Annotated in this window: 21 protein-coding genes and 1 tRNA gene; 12 read left to right on the top strand and 10 right to left on the bottom strand. The window is 71.0% G+C overall.

Going from position 1 to position 19,883, the window contains the following annotated elements; genetic code table 11:
- Window positions 1-37 precede the first annotated feature (37 nt).
- On the top strand, window positions 38-1,156 hold the full coding sequence (locus tag AB3M82_RS13775) for an FUSC family protein (RefSeq protein WP_412958516.1): 1,119 nt from the start codon (window positions 38-40) through the stop codon (window positions 1,154-1,156).
- A gap of 29 nt (window positions 1,157-1,185) precedes the next feature.
- Window positions 1,186-2,133, top strand: a complete 948-nt coding sequence (locus AB3M82_RS13770; RefSeq protein WP_412958515.1) for a DMT family transporter — start codon at window positions 1,186-1,188, stop codon at window positions 2,131-2,133.
- On the opposite strand, the gene AB3M82_RS13765 is transcribed toward AB3M82_RS13770, so the two are convergent.
- Window positions 2,134-2,697, bottom strand: a complete 564-nt coding sequence (locus tag AB3M82_RS13765; RefSeq protein WP_412958514.1) for a nitroreductase family protein — start codon at window positions 2,695-2,697, stop codon at window positions 2,134-2,136.
- On the bottom strand, window positions 2,694-3,104 hold the full coding sequence (gene msrB, locus AB3M82_RS13760) for a peptide-methionine (R)-S-oxide reductase MsrB (protein ID WP_412958513.1): 411 nt from the start codon (window positions 3,102-3,104) through the stop codon (window positions 2,694-2,696). Before msrB ends, AB3M82_RS13765 begins: the two co-directional genes overlap by 4 nt.
- A 71-nt stretch (window positions 3,105-3,175) precedes the next feature.
- Between msrB and AB3M82_RS13755 the strand changes: the two genes are divergently transcribed.
- The 4 genes from AB3M82_RS13755 to groL all read left to right on the top strand — a co-directional run bounded on the left by AB3M82_RS13755 (window position 3,176) and on the right by groL (window position 6,783).
- On the top strand, window positions 3,176-4,168 hold the full coding sequence (locus AB3M82_RS13755) for a DUF2332 domain-containing protein (RefSeq protein ID WP_412958512.1): 993 nt from the start codon (window positions 3,176-3,178) through the stop codon (window positions 4,166-4,168).
- Window positions 4,169-4,177: 9 nt separating this feature from the next.
- On the top strand, window positions 4,178-4,435 hold the full coding sequence (locus AB3M82_RS13750; protein ID WP_412958511.1) for a DUF3263 domain-containing protein: 258 nt from the start codon (window positions 4,178-4,180) through the stop codon (window positions 4,433-4,435).
- Between the two features lie 25 nt (window positions 4,436-4,460).
- Window positions 4,461-5,039: a LytR C-terminal domain-containing protein gene (locus AB3M82_RS13745; protein ID WP_412958510.1), complete on the top strand. Its 579-nt coding sequence runs from the start codon at window positions 4,461-4,463 to the stop codon at window positions 5,037-5,039.
- 124 nt (window positions 5,040-5,163) lie between these two features.
- Complete coding sequence (gene groL, locus AB3M82_RS13740; RefSeq protein WP_412958509.1) at window positions 5,164-6,783, top strand: chaperonin GroEL; 1,620 nt, start codon at window positions 5,164-5,166, stop codon at window positions 6,781-6,783.
- 64 nt (window positions 6,784-6,847) lie between these two features.
- On the opposite strand, the gene AB3M82_RS13735 is transcribed toward groL, so the two are convergent.
- The 7 genes from AB3M82_RS13735 to AB3M82_RS13705 all read right to left on the bottom strand — a co-directional run bounded on the left by AB3M82_RS13735 (window position 6,848) and on the right by AB3M82_RS13705 (window position 14,724).
- Window positions 6,848-7,135: a WXG100 family type VII secretion target gene (locus AB3M82_RS13735; RefSeq protein ID WP_412958508.1), complete on the bottom strand. Its 288-nt coding sequence runs from the start codon at window positions 7,133-7,135 to the stop codon at window positions 6,848-6,850.
- Between the two features lie 129 nt (window positions 7,136-7,264).
- Window positions 7,265-8,986 carry a sensor histidine kinase gene (locus tag AB3M82_RS13730; protein ID WP_412958507.1) on the bottom strand — a complete coding sequence of 574 codons (1,722 nt, stop codon included), beginning with the start codon at window positions 8,984-8,986 and terminating at the stop codon, window positions 7,265-7,267.
- Window positions 8,987-9,027: 41 nt separating this feature from the next.
- Window positions 9,028-9,720: a response regulator transcription factor gene (locus AB3M82_RS13725; RefSeq protein ID WP_412958506.1), complete on the bottom strand. Its 693-nt coding sequence runs from the start codon at window positions 9,718-9,720 to the stop codon at window positions 9,028-9,030.
- 185 nt (window positions 9,721-9,905) lie between these two features.
- Window positions 9,906-10,853 (bottom strand): hypothetical protein, encoded by a 948-nt coding sequence (locus tag AB3M82_RS13720; protein ID WP_412958505.1) that lies wholly within the window; start codon window positions 10,851-10,853, stop codon window positions 9,906-9,908.
- Between the two features lie 201 nt (window positions 10,854-11,054).
- Window positions 11,055-12,698 carry a DNA repair helicase XPB gene (locus tag AB3M82_RS13715; RefSeq protein ID WP_412958504.1) on the bottom strand — a complete coding sequence of 548 codons (1,644 nt, stop codon included), beginning with the start codon at window positions 12,696-12,698 and terminating at the stop codon, window positions 11,055-11,057.
- A 36-nt stretch (window positions 12,699-12,734) separates the two neighbouring features.
- On the bottom strand, window positions 12,735-14,441 hold the full coding sequence (locus tag AB3M82_RS13710; protein ID WP_412958503.1) for a helicase-associated domain-containing protein: 1,707 nt from the start codon (window positions 14,439-14,441) through the stop codon (window positions 12,735-12,737).
- A 10-nt stretch (window positions 14,442-14,451) separates the two neighbouring features.
- The gene (locus tag AB3M82_RS13705) at window positions 14,452-14,724 is read right to left on the bottom strand and encodes a multidrug ABC transporter ATPase (protein ID WP_412958502.1); all 273 of its coding nucleotides are present in this window, start codon (window positions 14,722-14,724) and stop codon (window positions 14,452-14,454) included.
- A gap of 119 nt (window positions 14,725-14,843) precedes the next feature.
- On the opposite strand from AB3M82_RS13705, the gene AB3M82_RS13700 reads away from it, so the two are divergent.
- Together AB3M82_RS13700 and AB3M82_RS13695 are read left to right on the top strand one after the other, a co-directional pair.
- Entirely contained in the window at window positions 14,844-15,224 is a 381-nt protein-coding gene (locus tag AB3M82_RS13700; RefSeq protein ID WP_412958501.1) for a cold-shock protein, read from the top strand.
- A complete protein-coding gene (locus tag AB3M82_RS13695; RefSeq protein ID WP_412958500.1) occupies window positions 15,208-15,906 on the top strand; it encodes a DUF3027 domain-containing protein in 699 nt (232 codons plus the stop codon). Before AB3M82_RS13700 ends, AB3M82_RS13695 begins: the two co-directional genes overlap by 17 nt.
- Window positions 15,907-15,957: 51 nt before the next feature.
- Here AB3M82_RS13695 and serC read toward each other — a convergent pair whose 3' ends face one another.
- On the bottom strand, window positions 15,958-17,070 hold the full coding sequence (serC, locus tag AB3M82_RS13690) for a phosphoserine transaminase (RefSeq protein WP_412958499.1): 1,113 nt from the start codon (window positions 17,068-17,070) through the stop codon (window positions 15,958-15,960).
- A 101-nt stretch (window positions 17,071-17,171) separates the two neighbouring features.
- Between serC and AB3M82_RS13685 the strand changes: the two genes are divergently transcribed.
- The 4 genes from AB3M82_RS13685 (at window position 17,172) to AB3M82_RS13670 (ending at window position 19,868) form a co-directional block, all read left to right on the top strand.
- Window positions 17,172-17,873 carry an iron-dependent transcriptional repressor DtxR gene (locus AB3M82_RS13685; RefSeq protein WP_412958498.1) on the top strand — a complete coding sequence of 234 codons (702 nt, stop codon included), beginning with the start codon at window positions 17,172-17,174 and terminating at the stop codon, window positions 17,871-17,873.
- A 330-nt stretch (window positions 17,874-18,203) separates the two neighbouring features.
- The gene (locus tag AB3M82_RS13680) at window positions 18,204-18,932 is read left to right on the top strand and encodes a M23 family metallopeptidase (RefSeq protein WP_412958497.1); all 729 of its coding nucleotides are present in this window, start codon (window positions 18,204-18,206) and stop codon (window positions 18,930-18,932) included.
- A gap of 310 nt (window positions 18,933-19,242) precedes the next feature.
- Window positions 19,243-19,740 (top strand): HNH endonuclease, encoded by a 498-nt coding sequence (locus AB3M82_RS13675; protein ID WP_412958496.1) that lies wholly within the window; start codon window positions 19,243-19,245, stop codon window positions 19,738-19,740.
- A gap of 51 nt (window positions 19,741-19,791) precedes the next feature.
- Window positions 19,792-19,868 (top strand) — tRNA-Arg (locus AB3M82_RS13670).
- Window positions 19,869-19,883 lie beyond the last annotated feature (15 nt).

The raw sequence follows: 19,883 nt of genomic DNA, 5'->3' as shown, positions 1-19,883 counted from the left end.
AAGCCCGGGAAGCCGCTCCGGGCGCAGGAAGGATGACGTGACGCAGAAGACCGTTCGGATCCGACGTCGCGCCTCGGGGCTCGCGCGCTCGCTCCAGCAGGCCGCCCAGCCGCCCCGACTCCTGCTCGCCGCGAAGACCGCGGTCGCCGTGGGTCTCGCGTGGTGGATCGCTCCGCACATGCCCGGAGTCACCCAGGAGTACCCGTACTACGCCCCGCTCGGCGTGCTCGTGAGCATGTATCCGACGCTGATGGGGTCGTTGCGCTCGGCGTTGCAGACCCTGTTCGGACTGGCCGCAGGCATCGGCCTCGCGGCGCTCGCGGTCTTCACCGTCGGCCCGAACTGGTGGACGATCCCCGTGGTGGTGGGCATCGGCGTGCTGCTCTCGGGCACCGGCTGGTTCGGGGCGGGGAGGGAGTACGTGCCGATCGCCGCCCTCTTCGTGCTCATCATCGGCGGGCAGGATGCGGAGGACTACTCTCTCGGCTACCTGACCCAGATGGCGGTGGGTGCCGTCATCGGGCTCGTCGTGAATCTCGTGGTGGCGCCCGCGCCGCTCACCGCGTCCGCGACGCAGCGCGTCGGCGCCTTCCGTGCGCAGCTCGCCGAGCACCTGCACGACATCGGCGACGCGGTCTCGGAGTCCTGGCCGCCGGAGCACGAGCAGTGGGCACGGGATGCCGCCTCGCTCGCCGACACCACCCGCAGCCTGCAGGGAGTGCTGGCCGAGGCGGAGGAGAGCCGGCGGGGGAACCCGCGGGCATGGCGGCGCCCCGGCACGGCGGAGGCGCGGGCGGATCTCGATGCGCTCGAACGGGTCGCGCACCACATCCGCGACATCGCCGATGTGCTCGCCGACACGATCTGGGAGCGCCCGGCCGCCCTGCCCTTGGACCCGGCGCTGCCCGGCGTCCTGACCGCCGCCTGTCATGCGGTGGCCGAGGCGGTCGCCCAGGACGACCCCGCATCGCGGGAGGCGCATCGCGCTCGCGAGGGGGCTGCCCGCGAGGTGCGCCTGCTGATCGAGGCCGTCGACGACCGCACGCTCGAGTCCCGCAGCTCGCTCGGCCCCGGCGTGCTCTGCGCCATGCACCTGCGGCGCATCCTGATCCTCACCGGTCGACCCGATGCAGCGGAGCGGGCCGAGGACGACTGAGCCCGCCCGGGTCGGCGTCGTGGGCTACCGTGAGACGAGTGACATCGCCCCGCCCGCTCCCCGCCCCGCTCGCGATCGCGGGAGCCGTGGCCATCGGCATGATGACGGCCGTGCAGGCGCGCATCAACGGGGTGCTCGGGTCGCGTCTCGACGACGGGGTCGTCGCGGGGCTCGTCTCGTTCGCCGTCGGCACCCTCGCCCTGGGGGTCATCGTCGCGTCCCTCCGCCCCGGTCGCGCCGGTATGCGACGGCTGTGGACCGGCCTGCGGGCGCGCACGATCCCGCCGTGGATGCTGCTGGGTGGCGCGTGCGGCGCCCTCACCGTGTCGACGCAGGGGCTCACCGCCGGCTTCCTCGGCGTCTCGCTGTTCACGGTGGGCGTCGTCGCGGGGCAGACCGTGCACGGGCTCGTGCTCGACCGCATCGGGTTCGGTCCGGCCGGTGTCGTGGCCGTCACGATGGGACGCGTGGCCGGTGCCGCGCTGGCCCTGCTCGCGGTGGGCGTGTCGCTGACCGGTGATGTGCTCGCGACCGCGCCGCTGTGGATGCTCGTGCTGCCGTTCGTCGCCGGCGTCGGCATCGCCTGGCAGCAGGCGGCGAACGGACGGCTGGCTCAGCGGCTGGCCTCGCCCATGGCCGCGACCATGACGAGCTTCGTAGTGGGGACCGTCGTCCTGGCCGTCGCGGCGGCCGTGAGCGTCGCGGTGTCGGGGGCGCCCCACCCGCTGCCCGCCGAGCCGTGGATCTACCTGGGCGGGTTCCTCGGGATCGTCTACATCTTCCTCGGGGCGTTCCTCGTCGCGCAGACCGGCGTGCTGCTGCTCGGACTCGGGTCCGTGCTCGGTCAGCTCGTCACCGCGGTCGCGATCGATCTGATCTGGCCGACCGAGGCCGGTCCCGCCGCGTGGCAGATCGTCACGATGGTGGCCATCGCCGCGGCATCCGTGCTGGTGGCGCTGGTCCGCCGACGGCGCTGATCAGCGCTTCTCCGCGTCCTTCTTCCGCTTCTTCGGGGGCAGGGGCGTCAGCAGCGCATCGGCGTCCACGGGCTTGCGTCGCCCCGGCTCCTTCGCGGGCTTGCCGCCGACGTAGAGCCACCCGAGGAGCTCCTCGTTCTTCGTCAGGCCGTGCGCCTTCGCGACCGCCTTGGCGCGTGTGTAGCCGCCCGTGCGCCAGATCACGCCCCAGCCGGCCTCATCGAGGAGGAGGCTCAGCGTGTGCGCGACGCCCGACGCAACCGCCTCCTGCTCCCAATGCGGCACCTTATCGCTCTTGCGGTAGCTGGCCACGACCGCGATCAGCAGCGAGGCGCGCAGGGGCTTGGTCGACGGGCTCTTGTCACCCTGCGCCTTCGCGATCGCCGCCCCCAGCGCGAGCCGGTCGTCGCCGCGCAGCTCGATCAGCCGCCACGGGCGCAGGGACGAGTGGTCGGCCACGCGTCCCGCCGCCGCGACCAGGGGCAGGAGCTCCTCGCGCGTCGGGGCGTCCTCAGTGACCTTCGACCAGGACTGCCGGGCGAGGACGGCGTCGAGCGCGCTCACGCCTCCGGGGCCTCGGGCGTGAAGGTCAGGGCGAGCGAGTTCATGCAATAGCGGTCACCGGTCGGGGTGCCGAAGCCGTCGGGGAAGACGTGGCCCAGGTGCGACCCGCAGTTCGCGCAGCGCACCTCGGTGCGCACCATGCCGAGCGAGGTGTCCTCGATCAGCTCGACCGCCTCGGGGCGCACGGACTCGTAGAAGCTCGGCCATCCGCAGCCGGAGTCGAACTTCGTGCCGCTGCGGAACAGCTCCGCGCCGCACGCTCCGCAGGTGTAGAGGCCCGCCCGCTCCTCGTCGAGGAGCTCGCCGGTCCACGCCCGCTCCGTCGCCGACTGCCGCAGCACGGCGTACTGCTCCTCGCCGAGCTCGCGGCGCCATTCCTCTTCGCTCTTCTGCACGCTGTACGACATGAATCCTCCTAGGTCCCCTCCATTCTCCCCTGCCGGACGGGCGGCGGGGGTGACGGCCCCAGAATGGGGGGATGACGGATGCCGTGCAGGAGCGCTACGCGCGATTCGCCGCCGAGGAGGCGCCGGGCCGCAGCCCGCTCTACGCGGAATGGGCGGCGGGGGTGGCGGGCGACGCCGAGGTGCGGGGCATCCTCTCCCGCATCCCGGGGAATCGACGCCAGCCGGCGCTCGTGTTCGCGGTCACCCGGATGCTCGGGGCCCCGTCGGAGTCGTACGCCGTGTGGCGCGCGTTCGTGCAGGAGCACGCCGACCAGGTGGTCGCGGAGTGCGCGGCGCGCTCGCTGCAGACGAACGAGCCGCTCCGTCTCGCCGCGCTGCTGCCCGTGCTGTCGGAGATCGACGGGCCCCTCGCGCTCCTCGAGATCGGAGCGTCCGCCGGTCTCTGCCTGTACCCGGATCGGTACTCCTACCGGTACAGGGGGAGCGACGGGACGGTCCGCGCCGCTCTCGATCCGCCCGACGGACCGTCGCCGGTGGTCCTCGAGAGCCGAGTCGACGGACCCCTGCCCGCACTGCGCCTGCCCGAGGTCGTCTGGCGCGCCGGGATCGACCTGTCTCCGCTCGACGCTCGGTCCGAGCGCGACCGGCGCTGGCTGCGCGAACTCGTCTGGCCGGGGGAGACCGGCAGGGAGGAGCGGATCTCGGCGGCGCTCGAGATCGCGGCATCCGACCCGCCCCTGCTCGTCGCCGGCGACGCCGGAGACCGCCTCGACGATCTGATCGCGCGGGCCCCGGCGTCGGCGACCCTGGTGATCACGACCCCGGGCGTCCTCGTGCACATCCCCCGTGCGGCGCGCGAGAGCCTGGTCGACCGCATCCGCCGAGCCGACGCCCGCTGGGTGACGATCGATCCGCCCGGACTGCTCGACGTCTGGGAGCCGCCGGTCGACGCGCACGCCTGGTCGGGCTTCGTCGTCGCTCTGGACGCCCGGGTGCGGGCCGCCGCCGATCCGCTCGGCGCGTGGTGGGAGTGGCGCACCGCCGCGGAGACCGACGCGTCCTAGCCTGGAGCCATGCTCGGAGACCTGACGGAGCGCGACCGCGCGATCCTTGCCCTGGAGACGGCCTGGCCGCGCCACGGCGGCGCGAAGGAAGAGGTCATCCGGGCGCAGCTGGGGATGAGCGCCGCGCGCTACTACCAGCTGCTCGGACGCCTCGTCGAGTCGGATGCCGCCCTCGCGTACGACCCGCTGCTGGTGGGGCGATTGCGGCGTCTGCGCGACTCACGGGCGGCCCGCCGCACCGCCCGCACCCCGGGTTTCGTGGGCTGACGGCGTCCTCGGCTAGCATCGGGGGGTGACCAAGCCGATCCGCGACCGTTTCGACGACGTCCCCCGTACCTCCGGTCGCGTGGGAGCGCATCGAGCCGAAGCACCCGGCATGAACGGCTGGGTCGTGCTGCTGTGGTCCTTCGTCGCCGCACTCGTGCTCATCATCGTCGGCATCTTCGGATCCCTGGTCGTGATGGGCCGCATCTCCCTCTTCCCCGAGGCGGTGCCCACTGCGACTCCCACCCCCGTCGAGACCGGTGTGGTCGACACGACCTACTCGGTGATGATCCTCAACGCGACCGCCGAGGAAGGGCTCGACACCCAGCTCCGCGACGACCTCATCAATGCGGGATGGCCGGCCGAGACGGTGTACTCCACCGACAGCGCCAGCCAGGACTTCCAGACCACCACGGTGTACTACATCGCCGACGAGGACGAGCTCGCCGCGATCGGCCTGGCCAACCTGATCGGCGGGGCGAACGTGTCGCAGAGCGAGTTCTACGCCGGGCTGAACGAGACCGATCAGAAGCAGCTCACGGTGGTGATCGGCCAGGACCGCACGGCCGCCGGTCCCCAGGAGCCCGCGGAGACGCCCGCTCCCTGACGCCCTCCGACGGCCGAGCCGCCGCGGCTTGCACTCGGAGGGGTCGAGTGCCAGAATGGCGTTAGCACTCTCTCACTCGGAGTGCTAAACCCAACGTCTACGTCCAGGAGGGACGACAAAACTCATGGCAAAGATCATCGCTTTCGATGAGGAGGCCCGCCGCGGCCTCGAGCGCGGCCTCAACATCCTCGCCGACGCGGTCAAGGTGACCCTCGGCCCGCGCGGTCGCAACGTCGTGCTCGAGAAGAAGTGGGGCGCACCCACGATCACGAACGACGGTGTGTCCATCGCCAAGGAGATCGAGCTGGACGACCCGTACGAGAAGATCGGCGCGGAGCTCGTCAAGGAGGTCGCCAAGAAGACCGACGACGTCGCGGGTGACGGAACCACCACCGCGACGGTCCTCGCCCAGGCGCTCGTCCGCGAGGGTCTGCGCAACGTCGCAGCCGGCGCCGACCCCATCTCGCTCAAGCGCGGCATCGAGAAGGCCGTCACGGCCATCACCGATGAGCTGCTCGCCACGGCGAAGGAGATCGACTCCAAGGAGCAGATCGCCGCCACCGCATCCATCTCCGCTGCAGACACCGCGATCGGCGAGCTCATCGCCGAGGCGATCGACAAGGTCGGCAAGGAGGGCGTGGTCACCGTCGAGGAGTCGCAGACGTTCGGCACCGAGCTCGAGCTCACCGAGGGCATGCGCTTCGACAAGGGCTACCTGAACCCCTACTTCGTCACCGACCCGGAGCGTCAGGAAGCGGTCTTCGAAGACCCGTACATCCTGATCGCGAACCAGAAGATCTCCAACATCAAGGACCTCCTGCCGATCGTCGACAAGGTGATCCAGGACGGCAAGGAGCTCGTCATCATCGCCGAGGACGTCGAGGGCGAGGCTCTCGCGACGCTCGTGCTCAACAAGCTCAAGGGCATCTTCAAGTCGGTCGCCGTCAAGGCTCCGGGCTTCGGCGACCGCCGCAAGGCGCAGCTGCAGGACATCGCCATCCTCACCGGCGGCCAGGTCATCACCGAAGAGGTCGGCCTCAAGCTGGAGAACGCCACGCTCGACCTGCTCGGCCGTGCCCGCAAGGTCATCGTCACGAAGGACGAGACCACGATCGTCGAGGGTGCCGGCGAAGCCGACCAGATCGAGGGTCGCGTCACGCAGATCCGTCGCGAGATCGAGAACACCGACAGCGACTACGACCGCGAGAAGCTGCAGGAGCGCCTCGCCAAGCTCGCCGGCGGCGTCGCCGTCATCAAGGCGGGTGCCGCGACCGAGGTCGAGCTCAAGGAGCGCAAGCACCGCATCGAGGACGCCGTCCGCAACGCGAAGGCAGCCGTCGAGGAGGGCATCGTCCCCGGTGGTGGCGTCGCGCTGATCCAGTCGGGCACCAAGGCTCTCGACGCTCTCGAGCTGTCGGGCGACGAGGCGACCGGTGCGAACATCGTTCGCGTCGCGATCGAGGCTCCGCTGAAGCAGATCGCCCTCAACGCCGGTCTCGAGCCGGGCGTCGTGGCGAACAAGGTCTCCGAGCTCCCCGCGGGCGAGGGCCTCAACGCCGCCACGGGCGAGTACGGCGACATGTTCGCACAGGGCATCATCGACCCCGCCAAGGTCACCCGCTCGGCGCTGCAGAACGCCGCGTCGATCGCCGGTCTCTTCCTGACGACCGAGGCCGTCGTGGCCGACAAGCCCGAGAAGGTCGCCGCTCCGGCTGGCGACCCGACGGGTGGCATGGACTTCTGATCCCGCTCCCGTGACAGAACGCCCCCGGCTCCGGCCGGGGGCGTTCTGCGTTCCGTCGGATGCGTCAGTGGAACAGGCTGGCCGAGTACTGGTCGGCATCCGCGTACTGCGTCGCGGCCGATCCCAGCGCGGTCCCGATCGAGTCGAGGACCTGCTCGACCTGGAGAGCGGCGGTGCGCCACTGCTCCGCGCAGCCCTGGAACGCGGTCGAGGCGCTGCCCACCCACGAGGATTGCAGCTGCGTCAGCTGCGCCATCAGCGTGGTGGACTCGGCCTGCAGCCGCTCCATGGTGGCGCGCGCGGCGCCGTTGGCGGCCTGGACGGCCTCGGTGTCGACGGTGAAGACGGACATGGGAACTCCTTCGTGTTGGGGTTCCGAGAGTAGCCAGAGGGCGGCGCGCGATCCGCGCCTCGCCCCGGTCCGCTCCGGCGCCGGGGGAGAACCGCCCGCGAACGCGCCGTGTGCAGAACGTACGGGGCGTCAGAGGTCGAGAGGCTCCAGCGGTTGCGTGTCCTCGAGCAGGTGCGCCGGTGTGGCGCGCGCGGGCGCGAGCGGGAGGGTCACCGTGAACGTCGCGCCTCCGCCGGGCGTCTCCGAGACGGCGACGCTGCCGCCGAGCGCCTTCATGATCGACGCCACGATCGCCAGGCCCAGACCCGAGCCGCCGGTCTCCCGAGCTCGCGACGTGTCGGCGCGCCAGAATCGCTCGAAGATCTGCTCACGGATCTGCGGGGGGATGCCCTCGCCGTGGTCGACGATCGCGATGCTCGCCGTGCCGCGCACGCGGTCGGAGTCCACGACGATCTCGATCGGGCTGTCCTCGGGAGAGAAGCGGCGGGCGTTGCCGAGCAGGTTCGTGACCACCTGACGGACCTTGTTCTCCTCGCCGAGCACGATCGGAGGGGTGCGCACGGGCAGATCGCGGCTCTCCGTGAAGTCGATCGCGGGAACCGGCTCGCCCGGCCCAGCAGTCTTCTCCGGCGACGGCTTCGGTCGGCGGCGCAGACGGGCGAGCGCCGATCGGGAGAGTCCGCGACCGGTCGGCTGCGGCTGCGTCTCGGTCGCCGGGGTCGGCGGGGTCATCCGCACCGGAGCGACCATGGCCGTCTTCACCGTGCGATCGACCACCGTGATGGTCCGTGCGGGGGCCGCGGCGCGGACGTCGAGCGCGGCGTCGCGTGCCACCGGGCGGAGGTCGAGGGGCACGATCTCGGGCTCGCGTTCCTCGTCGAGCCGTGCGAGCGCCAGGAGGTCCTCGACCAGCACGCCCATGCGGATCGCCTCCTTCTCGATGCGCTCCATCGCGCGGGTGACGTCTTCCTCGCCCTGGATGGCGCCCATCCGGTACAGCTCCGCATAACCGCGGACGCTGACCAGCGGCGTGCGCAGCTCGTGGCTCGCGTCGCCGATGAAGCGGCGCATGTGCTGGACGGTGCGCTCGCGCTGCGCCAGCGACCGGTCCACCCGATCGAGCATGGTGTTGATGGCGGTGTTCAGGCGGCCGACCTCCGTCGTCGGCTCGAGGTCGGTGAGGCGCTGGCTGAAGTCGCCCGCCGCGATGGCCATGGCGGTCGCCTCGACCTGCCCGAGCCGGCGGAACGTCAGGGTCACGAGGCCCCGCGTCGCGACGGCGGCGATGAAGATGGTGATGAACGCGATCGTGATGTAGATGCCGAAGTACTGGCTGATGATCCGATCCGCCTCGGCGAGCGGCATCGCCACCAGCTGCACCAGCAGCGCGCCGTTCTCCCCGGTCAGCACCGCGACCGCCGCGCGGTAGACGGTGCCGTCCCGCGCGGTGAGGTCGAAGACCTGGTCCAGATTCGCCTGCGCCTCGGCGACCGAGTACGACGACGGGAAGAGCGGCGCCGTCTCGGCATCCGCATCGCTCGCCGTGGCCCGCAGATCGCCCTCGGCGTCGTACAGCGCGACCGAGAAGTCGCGCGGGGTCTCCGTGGCCGTGTACACCGTCTCGCCCTCGGCATACGTGGTCTCGAAGTAGCGGTCGACGAGGTTGCTCGTCACCAGCGCGGGCAGCTGCGCGTCGATGTTCGCCACCAGGGCGGTGCGCAGGACGGGCACCGTGCCGACGCCCGCGACCAGGAGGCCGAGTGCCAGGACCGCCACGGTCACACCGGTGACCTTGGCGCGGAGGCTGATCCGCCGCCAGCCGGAGGTGACCGCATCGGGCTTGTGCGCCATGCGGTCCTCCTCGTACGGCGTCGGGTGCGGGATGGCGGAGCTCAGGCGGACTTGCCGACCTTGAGCATGTAGCCGAATCCGCGCTTGGTCTGGATCAGCGACTCGTCGGTGTGCGGGTCGATCTTGCGCCGGAGGTACGAGATGTAACTCTCCACGATGCCCGCGTCGCCGTTGAAGTCGTACTCCCAGACGTGGTCGAGGATCTGCGCCTTCGAGAGCACCCGGTTCGGGTTGAGCATGAGGTAGCGCAGCAGCTTGAACTCGGTCGGGCTCAGCTCGATGGGCTCCTTGCCGACGCGGACGTCATGGGTGTCCTGATCCATCGACAGCTCTCCGGCGCGGATCACCGACTCCTCGTCCGCCTGCATGGTGCGGCGGAGGATGGCCTGCGCCCGGGCGACGATCTCGTCGAGGCTGAACGGCTTGGTGACGTAGTCGTCGCCGCCGGCGTTCAGGCCCTCGATCTTGTCGTCCGTGCCGTCCTTGGCGGTGAGGAACAGAATCGGCGCCGTGAAGCCGGCACCGCGCAGACGCTTGGTCACGCTGAAGCCGTTCATGTCGGGGAGCATGACGTCGAGGATGATGAGGTCGGGCTCCTCCTCGAGCACGGCGGAGATGGTGGCGGCGCCGTTGGCGACCGTCTTCACCTGGAATCCCGCGAAGCTCAGGCCGGTGGAGAGCAGGTCACGGATGTTCGGCTCGTCGTCGACGACCAGGATGCGCGCATCAGTCATGACCCCATTATGGTGACTCCGCCGATGCACCGGCTGCTAATCTTCCGGTGCGCCCCGGGTAGCGTTCGCTCCCCGTTCCCACGACCCGCCGCCGCCTGCTCCGCCTTCCCGTCGCACGAGCGGCTGCTCCGGCGGTCGATATCAGCCCTTCGCGCGACGGGAACGCGAGACAGCGCAAGGCGCGGTCAGCGCAGGGCGTCACGCACCCGGGCGGCCAGCACGCCGGGGGTCGCGAGGAGCGGGGCGGTGACCTCGATGACCGTCCAGCCGGCGGCGCGGAGTCGCGCGAGACGCTCGACGTCGGCGGGATACGTCGACGCGTGGAGCATGCCGTGGTACTCCACCGCGGCCTTCCTCGCCGGATACGCGAGGTCGAGGCACGCGAGGAAGCGTCCGTCGTCGTCGAAGACGTCGACGTTCAGCTCCGGCTCGGGCAGGCCTTCGCGGATGAGGATGCAGCGGACCCGCGTTTCCCGCGGCGACCAGGAGTCCTCGCGGATCAGGTCGAGCGCTCGACGCAGCCGGGGATTCCCCACGCGGCGGCCCGCCTCGATGGCGCTCCGCAGCTGATCGCGGGTCGCCAGCGGGGTGCGGCCCGCCTGCCGGCGCCCGACGCCCGACCGCCACTCCCGACAGAAGAAGTCGCCCAGGGCGACGAGGTCGAAGAGGGGGAGTCGCCCGAGACTCGCCCACGTGCTCGCCGGGGATGCCACGCGCACGGATCCCCGCGCCACGACGGCGGTGGTGAGCGCAGATGCCCGGTGTGCGGCGACGTTCGGCTCGCGCGGGAGCGGCTGCTCCCCGAAGACGCTCGCTTGCACCGGGAAGCCGGGGTGCTCCTCCGCGACGAGCGGAAGGGGAGCGCCCCAGATCGCCGCAGCCGTCTCGTGGCTGAAGAACTGCGTCTCCCGCATCCGCGGCAGCCAGGCACGGGCCGCGGCCAACCGGGCGCGTGCCTGCCGCTCGTAGGGATCGTCGACGGGAGGGTCGATCCCCGGAAGCACCCGCACTCCGCGGAACGGACGCTCGAACCGCGGATGCCGGAGCCGCCCCCGTCCCACTCCGGCATCCCGTGCCTGGGCGACGCCGAACGCGCTTCCCCACTCGGGCGGAATCGGAGCCGGTCTGCGCATTCCGCGACTCTGCCACGCCGGCGCTCGACTCCCGAGGCTTATCCACAGCGCAGGCGGTCACGGCACGACGTTCCGGTCGCGCCAACGGCTGCTCACACGGCTGGGAACAGCCGCTCGGGCGACGGGAGCGGAAGAAGCCCAGGAAAACAGCCGCTCGTGCGACGGGAAGGCGCGGCGGGAAGGGGCGACGGGAAGGCGGGGTCAGGCCGCGGCGAGGGCGTCGGCGTCGAGGATTGTGTAGCTGTAGCCCTGCTCGGCGAGGAAGCGCTGGCGGTTCTGGGCGTAGTCCTGGTCGATCGTGTCGCGGGCGATGAGCGTGTAGAAGCTCGCCGTGTGCCCCGACTGCTTTGGCCGCAGCAGACGTCCCAGGCGCTGCGCCTCCTCCTGACGCGAGCCGAACGACCCCGAGACCTGGATGGCGACGGACGCCTCGGGCAGGTCGATCGAGAAGTTCGCGACCTTCGACACGACGAGCAGCTGGATCTCGCCTTCGCGGAACTGCCGGTACAGCTCCTCCCGCTCGTCGACCGGGGTCGCGCCCGTGATCTGCGGCGCGTCCAGCGCCTCCGACAGCGTCTCGAGCTGATCGAGGTACTGGCCGATCACGAGGATCTGCTCGCCGGGATGCTTGGCGATGAGCTCGCGCACGGCGTCGATCTTCGCGGGCGCCGACGCCGCGAGACGGTAGCGCTCGTCGTCGGTCGCGGCGGCGTACTCCAGCCGGTCATCCGGCGGCAGGTCCACTCGGACCTCGTAGCAGGCGGCGGGGGAGATGAAGCCCTGCGCCTCGATCTGCTTCCATGGGGCGTCGAAGCGCTTGGGGCCGATCAGGCTGAAGACGTCGCCCTCGCGGCCGTCCTCGCGAACCAGGGTGGCAGTGAGGCCGATACGGCGGCGCGCCTGCAGGTCGGCCGTCAGCTTGAACACCGGAGCGGGGAGCAGGTGCACCTCGTCGTAGACGATGAGGCCCCAGTCCAGGGCGTCGAGCAGGGCGAGGTGCGCGTACGCGCCCTTCCGCTTCGCGGTCAGGATCTGGTAGGTCGCGATCGTGACCGGCTTGACCTCCTTGGACTGCCCGGAGTACTCGCCGATCTCCTCGGGGGTGAGGCTGGTGCGCTTGAGCAGCTCGTCGCGCCACTGCCGCGCCGAGACCGTGTTGGTGACGAGGATGAGCGTGGTGGTCTTGGTAGCGGCCATCGCGCCCGCGCCGACGATCGTCTTGCCGGCGCCGCAGGGAAGCACGACGACGCCCGAGCCGTCCTTCGCGAACGCGTCGACGGCATCCTGCTGATAGGGGCGGATCTTCCAGGTGCCCTCGTCGAGCTCGATCTCATGGGGCGTGCCGGGGGTGTAACCCGCGAGATCCTCGGCGGGCCAGCCGATCTTCAGCAGCTCCTGCTTGATCTGTCCGCGCGCCCAGGCGTCCACGACGAAGGTCTCGGGGGTGGGGTGGCCGATCAGCAGCGGCTGGATGCGCTTGTTGTTCGCGACCTGCGCCAGCACGGCGGGGTCGCTCGATCGCAGGATCAGCACACCCTCCTCGTCGCGCTCGATCACGAGGCGTCCGTATCGGTTCACGGTCTCGCGCAGATCCACCGCGACCGACGGGGGGACCGGGAAGCGCGACCACCGGTCCAGGGTCTCCAGCATGTCGTCCGCCGTGTGTCCGGCGGCCCGGGCGTTCCACAGCCCGAGCCGGGTGATGCGGTACGTGTGGATGTGCTCCGGCGCGCGCTCCAGCTCGGCGAAGATCGCGAGCTCATGGCGCGCGTTCTCGGCATCGGCGTGGGCGACCTCGAGCAGCACGGTGCGATCGCTCTGGACGATCAGAGGGCCATCAGACATAAGTGCCCATCTTACCGGCCGGAGCGGGGAGGGGGCTCAGGCGGATTCGACCGAGGCGGCGCGGATGCTGGAGACCGGGAGGGTGCGTTCGACGTCCGCGGCGCGATCCCTCCCGCGCAGCCGTCCGCCGCCGAGGCCCGTGGCCTCGAGCAGCAGCTCGCGCGTGGATCCGTCCGGCATCCCGACGATCACGCGCAGCACGGCCCGCGAGCGCACGGCTGCCTCGAGCTCGCGGTCGAGCCATGCGGCATCCGCGTCCGGACCCTGTCGTGCCCGCAGTCGCGCGATGAGCGGACCGTAGTCGACGTCGGTCCCTGACGCCGGCGTCGGATGCGGCGTGGGTCGGCGATCGCCCACGACGGGGGCTCCGTCGGGGCCGATGAGGGTCGCGGGGTAGCGGGCGTCGGTCAGCGCCCAGTAGACCGTCTCGCGGCCCACCTGGGTGACGAGGCCGTCGGCGTCCGCGAACAGTCCGAGGGGGCGCAGACCCTGGTCGACCGACATGGCCTGGATGAGGTGCGGGTCGGAGCTCTCGACGCGCGTGCCACCGGTCTCGTCCGCGAACACCCGCACGAGGCCGTGCCGCTGGGCGGTCCGGGCGATCAGGTAGGCGAGCGGCTGGGGGATGCCGGTGAGCGAGATGCGGCCCAGGAACTCGAGCGCGGACTCCTCGGTCTCGCCGAGCACGAACGCCCGGGCGACCGACTCGGCGGTGAAGCGGTACGACGACGCCTGCGACGCGGACTCGCGGGCAGCCAGCGTGCGCAGACGCACGTCGAGGGCGGGGGACAGCGGCCCCGGCGCGATGGCGGTCAGGTCGTTCTGCAGGAAGATCCGGTCGACCTCGGCCGGGAGCAGTGCGGTCAGAGCGGAGGGGTCGGCCGGACCTCCGGACCTCAGCGGCGCGGCCCAGGCGGGTTCGGCGCCGTCCTCGGCGATCAGCCCGAGCAGCCTCGCCTGCTCCTGGAGCGCGCGACTCCGTTCCGGCCAGGCGGGATCCCAGGGATGCGCGGTCGACCACCCGTCTGGCGGGATCCATCCACCGTCGGCCGAGCGCACTCCCGCGGGCAGCGTCGCACGGAAGGCGGTAGCCAGACGCGACCACCGGTCGGCCGCGGGGGAGCGCAACCACTCGTCGCCGGCGTCGGTCACACGGAGTCGACGGTCCGCGGCCACGGCGAGCGAGCCGTCGATCGCGATGGAGATGAGCGGGTCGAGGATCTCGATCGGCAGGCCGGCATCGCCGAGCTGGCGCTTCTCGGCAGCGCTGACATCGCCGCCCGCGACGAGGGCGAAGGGCGCCTCGCGGGTCAGCATGAGCAGGTCGGCGAGCACGGTCACGCTGGTGAACGCCCGCTCTGCGGCATGCGCCGCGGCATCCGGCGACGCGGCGGCGGGGGCCGGAACCTCTTCGGCTCCGGGATCCGTACGACCGTCGAGTGCCGCGGACACGGGAGGCCACGGCGCGCCCTCGCGATCGAGCAGCGCGAGCGCGTCGAGCGCCGGGCGCTCCGCGCCGGCATCCTCCCCTCGTCGGGCGCGCAGGAGGGCGGACGCCTGGGAAGCGGTCAGACGTGGGAGCGCCTTGGCGATGGATGCCGGTTCGAGAAGCGCCTCGGCGGCGTCGAAGAAGTCATGCCAGCCCGGGTCGGCGCGCACCCCGCGCGCTGCGAACAGCCGCCCCAGCTCGTCGTCGCCCGCAGCAGCCAGCAGATCGGCCAGCGGGCGCGCGTGCGTGCTCATGACGGAGTCCTCAGCGTCGCGATGCGCGACCCTTGCGGACGAAGCTCATGATGAGGAGCGCCAGGATCATGAGGAAGGCGAGCGGCAGCCCCCAGTAGGGGATCGCGGCGACCACCGGCCACAGCCCCTCGCCGAAGGACTCCTGGTCCATGCCGGTCGCGGTTCCGATGATGATGGCGAAGAAGCAGATCACGGATGCCGCGGCGATCCCGAGCGCCGTGAAGGCGAGGATCCGATCCAGCCGCCGGATCGGCACGTCCGGCTGGGAGTTCTGCGTGCTCATCCGTCCCAGCCTACCCCGCACGACGCTCTTCGAGATGGCGCGGCCGGCGACCGGTAGGCTGGGGGCGGACGCGCACGTGCGCGCCATCTCTTCTGCACCGATTCAGCGAGGTCAATCCCATGCCCACCGGCAAGGTCAGGTTCTACGACGAAGACAAGGGCTTCGGCTTCATCGCCAGCGATGACGGCCAGGACGTCTTCCTGCACGCCTCGGCGATGCCCGCCGGCACCGCGGTGAAGGCGGGAGCGCGCGTCGAGTTCGGGGTCGCCGACGGCAAGCGCGGACTCCAGGCGCTGTCGGTGCGCGTGCTCGAGGCTCCCGTCAGCCTGGCCAAGGCCAAGCGCAAGCCGGCCGACGACATGGCGATCATCGTCGAGGATCTCGTGAAGCTGCTCGACACGATCGGCGGCGACCTGCGCCGCGGTCGCTACCCCTCCTCGAGCCACGGTCGCAAGATCGCGGCCGTCCTCCGCAAGGTCGCCGATGACCTCGAAGCCTGACGCCGACCAGCGTCTCCTCGACGCGCACGATCTCGCACTGGCGGCGCTGCGCGAGATCACCCCAGCGTCGACCATCGGGCCCGCGGCCGGCTACCTGCTGGAGGACGACGGCTCGGTGTCTCTGCGGTTCGAGAACCGGCTGGCGGGGTATCCCGGGTGGTACTGGACCGTGACCGTCGCCCGCGTGGACGACGAGGAGCCGACGGTGCTCGAGGTCGAGCTGCTCCCCGGCGACGGTGCGCTCCTCGCGCCCGAGTGGGTGCCGTGGGCCGAGCGTCTCGCCGAGTACCGTGCGCATCAGGCGGAGCTCGCCGAGCAGGCTGCGGCCGATGCGGATGCCGAGGGCGGAACGGACGACTCCGCCGACGACGCGTCGGATGACGAGGACGACGACCTGGACGATCTGGACGACGACGAGCTCGACGGCACGGCTTCGGACATCCTCCATGCGGGCGACGTCGACGGCGTGGACATCGACGAACTCGACCCGTCGGGCGACCCGGACGAGGAGTCCGGAGACGACTCCGACGACGACGACGAGTCCGACGACGACGACGGGTCGGATGAGGACGACGACGAGTCGGATGACGACGACGAGTCGGATGACGACGATGACGATGACGACGAGTCGGATGACGACGACGATTCCGACGACGCGGACGAGCTCGACGACGAGGAATGACCCTCGACGGGCCCGCCGCGGAGGCGCGGGCTCGTCACCCGCGCCCCGCCCTCAGGAGGCGAGCTCGGCGAGGACGAAGTCCAGCGCGCGCGTGAGCTGACGGACGTCGTCCGGTTCGATCGAGACGAACGTCGCGACCCGCAGCTGGTTCCGGCCGAGCTTGCGATACGGCTCGGTGTCGACGATCCCGTTCGCGCGCAGGGTCTTCGCGATCGCCGCCGCGTCGACGCTCTCGTCGAAGTCGATCGTGACGACGACGGGGGAGCGGTGCGCGGCGTCCGCCACGAAGGGGGTCGCGACGTCGGTCGCGGCCGCCCAGTCGTAGAGCACGCCCGACGACTCCGCGGTGCGGGCCGCCGCCCAGCCCAGGCCGCCGTTGCCGAGGATCCACCCGAGCTGGCTTTCCAGCAGGTGCAGCGTCGTCAGGGCCGGCGTGTTCAGGGTCTGGTTCAGGCGCGAGTTGTCGAGCGCGTTCTTGAGGCTGAGGAACTCGGGGATGTAGCGATCGGATGCGGCGATCCGCTCGATCCGCTCGATCGCCGCAGGCGACGCCGCAGCGAACCACAGCCCGCCGTCGGAGCCGAGGTTCTTCTGCGGCGCGAAGTAGTAGAGGTCGGCCTCGGCCGCGTCGAAGTCGATGCCGCCGGCGGCGCTGGTCGCGTCGATCACGGTCAGGGCGCCGTCGGCCGGGACGCGCCGCACGGGAGCGGCGACGCCGGTCGAGGTCTCGTTGTGCGGCCACGCGTAGACGTCGACGCCCTCGACGACCTCGGCGGCCGTGAGCGAGCCCGCGTCGGCCTTGCGGACGTCGGGTGCCTCGAGCCACGGTGCTCCGGCGGCGGCCGCGAACTTGCCGCCGAACTCGCCGAAGACGAGGTTCTGACTGCGGCGCTCGATGAGGCCGAAGGCCGCGGCGTCCCAGAAGGCGGTGGATCCGCCGTTGCCGACGAGGATCTCGTAGCCCTCGGGCAGGCGGAACAGCTCGGCGAGGTGCTCGCGGACGCTCCCGACGAGGTTCTTCACCGGGGCCTGACGGTGGGAGGTGCCGAGGATCGACGCCCCCGCGGTGACGAGCGCCTCGAGCTGCGCGGGGCGCACCTTCGAGGGACCGCAGCCGAAACGGCCGTCGACGGGCAGGAGGTCACGGGGAATCTCGATCGCCATGCGTTGATTCTACGGGCGCGCGCGAGCGGCCCCCTCACTGTTGCGGGGACGACGTCCGCGCAGGAATGTAGGCTTGCCTAAGAACTTCGGAGGGCCACGCCATGACTGACCTGATCGACACCACGGAGATGTACCTCCGCACCATCCTCGAGCTCGAGGAGGAGAACATCGTGCCGCTGCGCGCGCGCATCTCCGAGCGCCTGGGGCACTCGGGGCCGACGGTCTCCCAGACCGTGGGCCGAATGGAGCGCGACGGGCTCGTCGTCGTGTCCGAGGACCGCACGCTCGAGCTGACCGACGCCGGCCGGCGCAAGGCGGTCGACGTCATGCGCAAGCACCGGCTGGCGGAGCGTCTGCTCTCCGACGTGATCGGTCTCGACTGGGCATTCGTGCACGAAGAGGCCTGCCGCTGGGAGCACGTCATGAGCGAGCAGGTGGAGCGTCGCCTGGTCGAGCTCCTGGGGCACCCGACGGAGTCGCCGTACGGCAACCCGATCCCGGGCCTCGACCAGCTGGGCGACCTTCCCGCGCGCACCTTCGACGAGGGAGTCATCGGGCTGGTCCAGAAGCTCACCGCGGCCGGCGAGCCGATCGAGGGGACGGTGCGCCGCCTGGCGGAGCCCGCGCAGGTCGACCCGGAGCTGCTCGAGCAGCTGCGCGACGCCGGTGTGATGCCCGGAGCCCGCGGGGACTTCCGCTTCAGCGAGGGCTACGTGCTCATCCGGATGGACGGCAACGACGAAGGACTCGAGCTCCCCGTGGAGCTCGCCTCGCACATCTTCCTGGTCGGCGAACCGGCCTGAAACGGGCCCTGATCCGGCTCCCCGAGGATTGCCAGGTTCACAGGGTGACACGATCGTTATCTTCCGGTAACCTCGGACAGGTCGTCGGCGGGAACCCGCAGGCGATTGCTCGCGAAGTTCGCCTCTCAGGCTCGTCGTCTTCGCGGCATCCACGCACAAAGTACCCGAGCTACGTGCCACGAGACGCAGTGCCGACGAGCCAGCGCTACCCGAAGCGCGCAGGCGCAGGAGGATGACGTTTTGGCCGCAGACATCGAATCGCCCGCGCAGACATCTGAAGACCGAGTACCCGCACGACGTGCCACCGCCCGTGCGACGGGACGCTCGTTCGTGAAGCCCCTCCGGTCGATCGCGATCTTCGGCGCCGTGGGCGCCCTCGTCGCCGCTGTCGCCCTGCCCGCCTACGCCGCGACCAAGCCGGCCGAGGCCGCGACGACCGTGCAGCAGCTCGCCGCGGTCGACGCGCAGTCGCTCGTCGTCGCATCCGAGGCCACGGCCGCCCCGCTTAGCCGGGGCACCTTCACGGCGACCACGCCGCAGGAGATCGAGAAGTCGAAGGCCGAGGCCGCCGCCGCAGCCCGCGCCGCCGCGGCCGCGAAGTCCGCCTCCACGGCCTCCTCCAGCCGCTTCAACACCGCCGGGTACGCACTCGTGTCGCCCGGGTCGGGCGAGGTTCGCTACCCGGTGCCGCAGGGCTCCTACACCGTGAGCCGCACCGTCGGCGGAGGACATAACGGCGCCGACATGCTCGCCCCCGCGGGTACCCCGATCTACGCGGCGGCCGCCGGCGTCGTCCGCGCCTCGGCCGAGAGCATCGGCGGCTACGGCGTCTGCATCATGATCGACAGCGTCGTGGGCGGTCAGCGCGTGCAGACCACCTACGGCCACATGATCTACGGCTCGCGCCAGGTGCAGGCCGGACAGACGGTCTCCGCCGGACAGCTCATCGGCTACGTGGGCAGCACGGGTCGCTCGACCGCCAACCACCTCCACTTCGAGGTCTGGCTCAACGGCGGGCTCGTCGAGCCGATCGCCTGGCTCGGCGCCAACGCCGGCTGATCGCCGCCGAACACGCCATCATCGTTCACCGCCCGTTTCGCCCCGCACCCCGGGGGATGGGTTAGCCTGAACCCGTCGTCGTACAGGCGGGAGACGCAGATGGACAGGATTCCGAGCATCCGCACCATGGATGCCCTCGGTCGTCATGTCCTCCTGCATCGCCCGCAGGGACGCCGCGGTTCTGCCGCGGACACGAGGCGCTGTCTGTAGACAGCGCCTTTTTGCGTCTCTGCGTTCGCTCTTCCTCCTCACGACGCGGTGTGAGTCGAGAGTGCCGGGAAGCCGTCCCGGCGGATCGAGAGGATGACGGATGCGCACACTAGTTCTGAACGCCGGGTACGAGCCGCTCGCGATCGTGTCCTTCAAGCGGGCCCTGGTGCTCGTGATGAACGAGAAGGCCAGCGTGATCGAGCGCGTGGAGGACGACCCCGTCTGGGGCACCCACGGATCCTATGATCGTCCGGCCGTCATCATCCTCTCCCGATACGTCCGCGTGCCCAACAGCCGCCGCGTCCCCGTCACGCGGCGCGGCGTGCTTCGCCGCGACAACCATCGATGCGGGTACTGCGGCAAGGCGGCATCCACCATCGACCACGTCCTGCCGCGCTCGCGGGGCGGCGCTGACTCGTGGGAGAACCTCGTCGCGTGCTGCCTGCGCTGCAACAACGTCAAGAGCAACCGGACTCCGCAGGAGATGCGCTGGCAGCTGCGCATCACGCCGCGGCCGCCGCACGGCACCGCCTGGACCGTCCGGGGCACGGAGCGCAGCGATCCGCGATGGGAGCCGTACCTCGCCCTCGCGGCCTGACCGGCCACGGCGAGCCGGAGGCGTGCGGCCGGTCGCCTAGACTGGTCGCACGCCCTCGTAGCTCAGCAGGATAGAGCAGCCCTCTCCTAAAGGGCAGGTCGCAGGTTCGAATCCTGTCGAGGGCACCACCGGGCCCGAGGTGC

It is taken from the genome of Microbacterium californiense (genome assembly GCF_047246625.1).
Classification (GTDB): Bacteria; Actinomycetota; Actinomycetes; order Actinomycetales; family Microbacteriaceae; genus Microbacterium.
The sequence above is the reverse complement of the archived record's forward strand: the minus strand, read 5'-3'. Positions and strand labels throughout refer to the sequence as shown.

Excerpts from the sequence above, each read along its gene's own strand:
- AB3M82_RS13715 (WP_412958504.1), bottom strand. The coding sequence starts at position 12,698 with ATGTCTGATGGCCCTCTGATCGTCCAGAGCGATCGCACCGTGCTGCTC.
- serC (WP_412958499.1), bottom strand. The coding sequence starts at position 17,070 with ATGGCGATCGAGATTCCCCGTGACCTCCTGCCCGTCGACGGCCGTTTC.
- AB3M82_RS13730 (WP_412958507.1), bottom strand. The coding sequence starts at position 8,986 with ATGGCGCACAAGCCCGATGCGGTCACCTCCGGCTGGCGGCGGATCAGC.
- AB3M82_RS13735 (WP_412958508.1), bottom strand. The coding sequence starts at position 7,135 with ATGTCCGTCTTCACCGTCGACACCGAGGCCGTCCAGGCCGCCAACGGC.
- AB3M82_RS13675 (WP_412958496.1), top strand. The coding sequence starts at position 19,243 with ATGCGCACACTAGTTCTGAACGCCGGGTACGAGCCGCTCGCGATCGTG.
- AB3M82_RS13695 (WP_412958500.1), top strand. The coding sequence starts at position 15,208 with ATGACCTCGAAGCCTGACGCCGACCAGCGTCTCCTCGACGCGCACGAT.
- AB3M82_RS13725 (WP_412958506.1), bottom strand. The coding sequence starts at position 9,720 with ATGACTGATGCGCGCATCCTGGTCGTCGACGACGAGCCGAACATCCGT.
- AB3M82_RS13750 (WP_412958511.1), top strand. The coding sequence starts at position 4,178 with ATGCTCGGAGACCTGACGGAGCGCGACCGCGCGATCCTTGCCCTGGAG.
- AB3M82_RS13685 (WP_412958498.1), top strand. The coding sequence starts at position 17,172 with ATGACTGACCTGATCGACACCACGGAGATGTACCTCCGCACCATCCTC.
- AB3M82_RS13705 (WP_412958502.1), bottom strand. The coding sequence starts at position 14,724 with ATGAGCACGCAGAACTCCCAGCCGGACGTGCCGATCCGGCGGCTGGAT.
- groL (WP_412958509.1), top strand. The coding sequence starts at position 5,164 with ATGGCAAAGATCATCGCTTTCGATGAGGAGGCCCGCCGCGGCCTCGAG.
- AB3M82_RS13755 (WP_412958512.1), top strand. The coding sequence starts at position 3,176 with ATGACGGATGCCGTGCAGGAGCGCTACGCGCGATTCGCCGCCGAGGAG.
- AB3M82_RS13720 (WP_412958505.1), bottom strand. The coding sequence starts at position 10,853 with ATGCGCAGACCGGCTCCGATTCCGCCCGAGTGGGGAAGCGCGTTCGGC.
- msrB (WP_412958513.1), bottom strand. The coding sequence starts at position 3,104 with ATGTCGTACAGCGTGCAGAAGAGCGAAGAGGAATGGCGCCGCGAGCTC.
- AB3M82_RS13700 (WP_412958501.1), top strand. The coding sequence starts at position 14,844 with ATGCCCACCGGCAAGGTCAGGTTCTACGACGAAGACAAGGGCTTCGGC.
- AB3M82_RS13710 (WP_412958503.1), bottom strand. The coding sequence starts at position 14,441 with ATGAGCACGCACGCGCGCCCGCTGGCCGATCTGCTGGCTGCTGCGGGC.